This window comes from Streptomyces sp. 8K308, from assembly GCF_004348315.1.
Taxonomy (GTDB): Bacteria; Actinomycetota; Actinomycetes; order Streptomycetales; family Streptomycetaceae; genus Streptomyces.
Window position 1 is genome coordinate 1 of the sequence record NZ_SMKC01000395.1, and the last position, 6109, is coordinate 6109.

The window sequence follows — 6109 nt, forward strand, 5'->3', positions numbered from 1 at the left end:
CCCACAAGCAGGGGGTCGCCTCGGCGGTCAACGACGCGGCGCGCGAGGTCGGCGGCACCCTCGGCATCGCCGTCCTCGGCAGCGTCCTCAACGACGGCTACCGCCAGGGCGTCCTCGACAACGCTCCGGCAGGACTGCCGACCGAGGCCGTCCACGCGGCGCAGGAGTCGCTCGCGGTCTCGCAGGAGGTCGCCGCCCGCCTCGGCGCCCGGGGCGAGGAGCTCGGCCGCGCGGCCGTCGACGCCTTCGTCGACGGCTACGCCGTCGCCTACCTGGTCTCGGCGGTGCTGCTGGTCATGACCGCGACGGCGATCCTGGCGCTGCGACCGCGCCGGTCGGGCGGGGCGCCGGAGCGGGACGGGGCCTGAGCGCCGGAGTAAGCACACGATCGCTCGAATGGGCCGGGCGGAGGCTTCGCCTCATCCGAACGAGAGAGCAGCAGGGCCCCGTCCGGGGTAGGCGCGCGGGGGCGCGTGAAAGAACGGTTCCCATGCCTCCGCCGCCCGTCACCCTCGACCGCCGGGTGCCAGCGCTGCTGCTGCGGCTCGACCGCAACCCCCTCCACCACGGCTCGCTCGGCGCGGTCAGGTCGCTCGGCCGGGCGGGCGTCGAGACGCACGCCTTCGTCGAGTCGCCGACCGTGCCGCTCGCCCGCTCCCGCCATCTCGCCGCCGCCCACCGGTTCGACGGCGACCCGTGCTCGGACGCCGACGTGGTGCGCGCCCTGGCCGCGGCGGCGGAGCGGATCGGCCGGCCGGCGGTGCTGATCCCGATGGACGACGCCGGCGCGCTGGCCGTCGCCCGCCTCGGCGACCGGCTCGCCGAAAGCTTCCTGCTCCCCCGGCTGCCCGAGGGCCTCGCCGAGCGGGCCGCCGACAAGGCGGAGCTGCCCGCGCTCTGCGCCGAGTCGGGCATCCCGCACCCGGAGACCCGCGTCCCCGGCGACGCCGCGGCGGCGGCCGCCGCGGCGCGCGAGCTCGGGCTGCCCGTGGTGGCGAAGTGGAGCCGCCCGTGGCTGCTGCCGCGCGACGCCGGGCTGCGCGGCGTCACGCTGCTGACCAGCCCCGCGCAGGCCGCCCGGCTCCACGAGCTGAGCCCGTTCGCCGGCAGCGCGCTGCTGTTGCAGCGCAGGCTGCCCGCCGGCGGCCCCGGCACCGACTGGTTCTTCCACGGCTGCTTCGCCGCCGGCGGCCGCCCGCTGCTCGCCGGCACCGGGCACAAGGACCTGGCCTGGCCGCCGCGTGCCGGTCTCACGGCGGTGGGCAGCTGGCTGCCCAACCCGGCGGTGGCCGCGCTCGGCCTCGGACTCGCGGCGGCGGTCGGCTACCACGGGGTGCTCGACCTGGACGTGCGGCGGGACCCCGGCACCGGCCTCTACCACCTGCTGGACTTCAACCCGCGCCCCGGCGCCCAGTTCCGGCTGTTCACCGACCGGGCCACCGGCCTCGACCCGGTGCGCGCGCTGCACCTGGACCTCACCGGGCGCGCCACGCCCCGGCCGCCGCTGCCCCGCGCCGGCCGGATGTTCGTGGTCGAGCACTACGGAGCGCTGGCCTCGTTCGCGGACGGCAGGGCGTGGTGGCCGGGCACCGGTGGCCGCGAGGTCGAGTGGGCCTGGTTCGCGGCGGACGACCCGGCGCCGTTCCTCGCCATGACGCGGGCCCTGCTCGGCCGGGCGGTGACCCGCGCGCGCCGCGCCCGCACCGTTCCCACCCCAGCGGCGTCCCCGGCGGCGACCCCAACAGAGAAGGAGTACGCACGATGCACGACCTGGTAGTGGTGGGCGCGGGCCCCTACGGTCTCTCGGTCGCGGCGCACGCCGCCGCCGCCGGCCTCGACCTGCGGGTGCTCGGCCGCCCGATGGCCTCCTGGCGCGACCACATGCCCGACGGCATGTACCTGAAGTCCGAGCCGTGGGCCTCCGACCTCTCCGAGCCGGTCGGCACCGACACGCTCGCCGCCTACTGCGCCGAGCGCGGGCTGCGCGCCGAGCACGGGCGTCCGCTGCCGCTCGCCACCTTCACCCGCTACGGCCTGTGGTTCGCCGACCGGCTGCCGGTGCCGGTCGAGGACCGCACGGTGACCGTCGTCGCGCCGCACGGCGACGGCTTCCGGGTGGAGACGGCGGACGGCGCGACGCTGCTGACCAGGACGGTGGCGCTGGCCGTGGGCGTGATGCCGTTCGTCCACCTGCCTGAGGCGCTGCGCGAGCTGCCGGTGGGGCTCGCTTCGCACAGCAGCGACCACCGCGACCTGACCAGGTTCAAGGACACCGACGTGACGGTCGTCGGCGCGGGGCAGGCCGCGCTGGAGACGGCGGCGCTGCTGGCCGAGCAGGGGGCCCGCCCGACGGTGGTGGCCAGGGCGGGCGCGGTCCGCTGGAACACGGTGCCGCTGCCGCTGCGCCGGGGCCCGCTCGCCCGGCTGCGCGCCCCGCACAGCGGGCTCGGCACCGGCTGGTCGAGCTGGGTGTGGTCCGAGCTGCCGGGCGCGGTGCGCCGGCTGCCGGCCGGTACCAGGGCGCACATCGCGGCCACCGCGCTCGGCCCGGCCGGCGCGTGGTGGCTGCGCGAGCGGCTGGAGAACGTCGTCCCGGTGCGGCTCGGCCGCGAGCTGCTGCGGGCGACGGGGACGGACGTCGGCACGGTGCGGATCGAGCTCGCCACCCCGGAGGGGGGAGCGGAGACGGTGGAGGCCGGGCACGTGATCGCGGCCACCGGCTTCGTGCCTGACCTGCGGCGGCTGCGCATCCTTGATCCGGTGGTGCGGGACGCGCTGCGGACGGTGGGCGGCACCCGGGCGCCGGAGCTGAGCGGCGGCTTCGAGTCCTCGCGGCCCGGCCTGTTCTTCGCGGGGCTGCTGACGGCGCCGTCGTTCGGCCCGGCGATGCGGTTCGTCCACGGCGCCTCGTTCACCGCCGGCCGGCTGGTGCGCGGGGTGCGGCAGCGGCTCGGCGGCCGGCGGTGGCCGGTGCGGCTGCCGGGCCCCGCGCGGGCGCGGGCGGCGACGGCCCCTGAACCCGTCGCCGCCCGCGCGGAGTAGCGGTCGGACGGTGTCTCAGGCCGCCAGCTGGCTGACCAGCGTCTTGGCCGTGGTGCGAGCGTCCTCGTGCGCCCTGGCCGCCGACTCCCTGGACTTCTCAAGCAGCGGGGCCATCGCGGGCACGATCGGTGCCAGGGTCAGCTCCGGCACGATGAAGCTGGCGTCCATCTTGAGCGCGCCGGTCAGCAGCCACTCCAGGTAGGGCACGGCGTAGTCGTTGCCCTCCATGGGGGTGCCGGGGCGGTAGGAGCCGCCGCGGCTGGTGACCACGGTGACCGGCTTGCCGGCGATGGTGGAGTTCTCGCCCGCGGTGCGCTCCATGATGATGATGTGGTCGAGCCACGCCTTGAGCGAGGACGGGATCGTGTAGTTGTAGAGCGGCGCGCCGAGCAGCACGGCGTCGGCCGACTCGAGCTCGCTGGTGAGCTCCTCGCGCAGCGCGAACGCGGCGACCTGCTCGGGGGTGCGCTCGGCGATCGGCACGTACTGGGTGTGGTACGCGAGGGCGTCGATGTGGGGCAGCGGGTTGGCCGCCAGGTCCCGGTAGATCACGGTGCCTTCCGGGTGCTGTTCCTCCCACGCCTCGCGGAACGTCCTGGTGACGGCGCGAGAGACCGAGTTGTCGCCGTTGAGCGACGAGTCGATGTGCAGGAGCGTGGCCATGAGGGTCCTCCGGTGACTAGCTTGGTAAGAGTGCTGCGGAGCAGTACGCAACTAGTATTACCACAGGGACTTACTTTTCTGCAGCAGCTACCGAAGTTCCGGTAGGATGGTCACATGGGCGAGCGGGTCGAAGTGGGCGAACGGACAGGACCGGGCGGCGACCGATCGAGGTGTACCGAGCCGGACACGGCGGTACAGCGGGTCTTCAACCTGCTGGGCAAGCGCTGGACGGGCGTGGTGATCGCGGCCCTGATGGCCGGGCCCGGCCACTTCACCGACCTCAGGCGCGCCGTCCCCGGCATCAGCGAGCGGATGCTCTCCGACCGGCTCAGCGAGCTCGTCGCCATGGGCCTGCTGACCCGGGAGGTCCAGGAGGGCCCCCCGCTGCGCGTCACCTACCAGCTCACCCAGTCCGGTCTCGAACTGCGCCCCGCCCTCCTCGAGCTGACCAGGTGGGCCGAGACCCATCTCCGCGAGGAGGACATCACCTGCTGCCCGAGCCAGCAGCAGCTGAGCGCCGAGCCCTCCACCTGACGGAGCGCATAGGCTGTCCGGCGTGGCGGATGACACGACGGACGCGACGACGACGACCAACGCGACCACGGACGAGGCCGAGGCTGACGCCGCGGCGACCGCGCGGCTCGAGGCGGCCGTGCGGGCCGCCGAGGGCGCGCTGATCGAGTTCGAGATCGCGGTCGAGACCTTCCGGATCGAGGTGGAGAACTTCTCCCGCCTCCACGAGCAGCGCCTCGGCCCCTACTACAGCCGCCTCGAGGAGCTCGACGCCCAGATCGCCGAGGCCGTCGCCGCGCGCACCGGCGACCCGGAGGACGAGCGCCGCGCCCGCGAGGCGCGCGCCGCCATCCAGCCGATACCGCAGGTCGCCGAGCTCTTCCAGGGCTGGCTCGACGGCGACGGCTTCGGCCAGGAGGCCTACGCGATGCTCACCCAGCAGCCCGTCCAGCAGCCGCCCCGGGTCCGCCCCTCGGACGAGGCGCGCAAGCTCTACCGCGAGCTGGTCCGCAAGTGCCACCCCGACCTGGCCGTCGACCAGAGCGAGCGCGACCGCCGCGACGTCTTCGTCTCCCGCGTCAACCAGGCGTACGCGCGCGGCGACGAGGAGGCGCTGCGCGACCTCGCCGACGAGTGGGAGCGCGGCCCGCGCGGTGAGGAGCCGGCGTGGGAGCGGGCGGAGGAGCTGTACGCCCGCCTGGAGTGGCTGGCCCAGCGCAAGGACCTGCTGGCCGACGCCGCCGCCGCGCTGGAGGACAGCGCGGTCGGCTCGATGCTGCGGATGGCCGGCGACGACCCCGACGGCATGCTGGCCGAGATCGCCGACGGCCTGCGCCAGCGCGTCACCGAGCGCGAGGCCGAGCTCGCCCGGCTGCAAGGGCCCGCCTGACGGCTCTCGGCGGGCTCGCGACGAGCCCCCAAGCCGTTCCGGCCGGCCGCGTTGCCCCAGGCGACGGAGCGGCAGATCGACGCCGCGCGCGAGTACGGCCGAGTACGGGCCGCGCTGCTGCCGGTGTGCGGCTCCGCCGCGTGTGGCGACGCCGAGTAGTCTCGGGCCCATGAGCTTCGCACCCGTGCAGAACGTCCCCCCGACCGCCGTCCCCGTCGGCGCGCCGCTGCTCGATGTCCGCGAGCCGGAGGAGTGGGCGGCCGGCCACCCGGAGGGCGCCCTGCACATCCCGATCGGGCAGGTCGTCGAGCGTCTCCCGGAGATCAGGGAGGCCGCGGGCAACGACACGCTCTACGTCGTCTGCAAGGTCGGCGGCCGCTCCGCGCAGGTCGCCGCGTACCTCGCCCAGCAGGGCATCGCCGTCGCCAACGTCGACGGCGGCCTCCACGCCTGGCAGGACGCTGGCCGCGCCCTGGTCTCCGACCAGGAGAACACCGAGCCGTTCGTCCTCTGAGCGACGTCCTGTCGGCGGCACTCAACCCGCTCGCCGAGCGCGGCGAGGGCTTCGCCATACAGCCCGCACTACCGCGCGACGCCGGGTGAGCGGGTCGAGTGACGGACGTGCGGCGGGGTCGGCGGCGGTCGTCGGCGCAGAGGTCGGTGTCGACGGTCTCCTGGAGGTGGGTGCGGGTATCGCCCAGCTGGGCCATGGCCGTCGTGCGTCGGTCGTGGCTACTTCCCGTTCGAACACCTCCCGCTCGCTCTCCGGCAGGGCGGCGCGGATGCCGGCGATGGTGCTCGGCACTCCACGGTCCCGCCGGGGCCCGACATCCGGAACGGTTCGGCTGCGCCGGGACAAGTGCGGAGTCCTCCCGCCCTGCCCCACCGCGCGCCAGCGCCTTCGGATACGGGCGCGAGGTCGTACCGGGCCGGGTGGTACGGGTCGGGGCCCTCGCTGTACCGCGAGGGCCCCGGGTTCAGTGGGTAGGGGTGGTGGTGGCG

6 protein-coding genes and 1 pseudogene are annotated in these 6109 nt (G+C 75.2%); 6 read left to right on the plus strand and 1 reads right to left on the minus strand.

Annotated elements, in window-relative coordinates:
- From E1265_RS37495 to E1265_RS32270, 3 genes and pseudogenes are all read left to right on the plus strand, one after another.
- Positions 1 to 368: pseudogene (locus E1265_RS37495) on the plus strand (MFS transporter); the annotation flags it as partial.
- 122 nt (positions 369 to 490) lie between these two features.
- On the plus strand, positions 491 to 1777 hold the full coding sequence (locus E1265_RS32265) for an ATP-grasp domain-containing protein (protein ID WP_132934510.1): 1287 nt from the start codon (positions 491 to 493) through the stop codon (positions 1775 to 1777).
- Positions 1762 to 3042, plus strand: a complete 1281-nt coding sequence (locus E1265_RS32270) for an NAD(P)-binding domain-containing protein (protein ID WP_132934511.1) — start codon at positions 1762 to 1764, stop codon at positions 3040 to 3042. Before E1265_RS32265 ends, E1265_RS32270 begins: the two co-directional genes overlap by 16 nt.
- Positions 3043 to 3057: 15 nt before the next feature.
- On the opposite strand, the gene E1265_RS32275 is transcribed toward E1265_RS32270, so the two are convergent.
- Positions 3058 to 3705, minus strand: coding sequence for an NAD(P)H-dependent oxidoreductase (locus E1265_RS32275; protein WP_132934512.1), 648 nt, complete (start codon positions 3703 to 3705; stop codon positions 3058 to 3060).
- A gap of 114 nt (positions 3706 to 3819) precedes the next feature.
- Here E1265_RS32275 and E1265_RS32280 point away from each other — a divergent pair, with 114 nt between their 5' ends.
- The 3 genes from E1265_RS32280 to E1265_RS32290 all read left to right on the plus strand — a co-directional run bounded on the left by E1265_RS32280 (position 3820) and on the right by E1265_RS32290 (position 5621).
- Positions 3820 to 4239: a helix-turn-helix domain-containing protein gene (locus E1265_RS32280; protein ID WP_132934513.1), complete on the plus strand. Its 420-nt coding sequence runs from the start codon at positions 3820 to 3822 to the stop codon at positions 4237 to 4239.
- Positions 4240 to 4261: 22 nt separating this feature from the next.
- Positions 4262 to 5107, plus strand: coding sequence for a J domain-containing protein (locus tag E1265_RS32285; protein WP_132934514.1), 846 nt, complete (start codon positions 4262 to 4264; stop codon positions 5105 to 5107).
- Positions 5108 to 5276: 169 nt separating this feature from the next.
- Entirely contained in the window at positions 5277 to 5621 is a 345-nt protein-coding gene (locus tag E1265_RS32290; RefSeq protein ID WP_132934515.1) for a rhodanese-like domain-containing protein, read from the plus strand.
- The last annotated feature ends 488 nt before the right edge of the window (positions 5622 to 6109 follow it).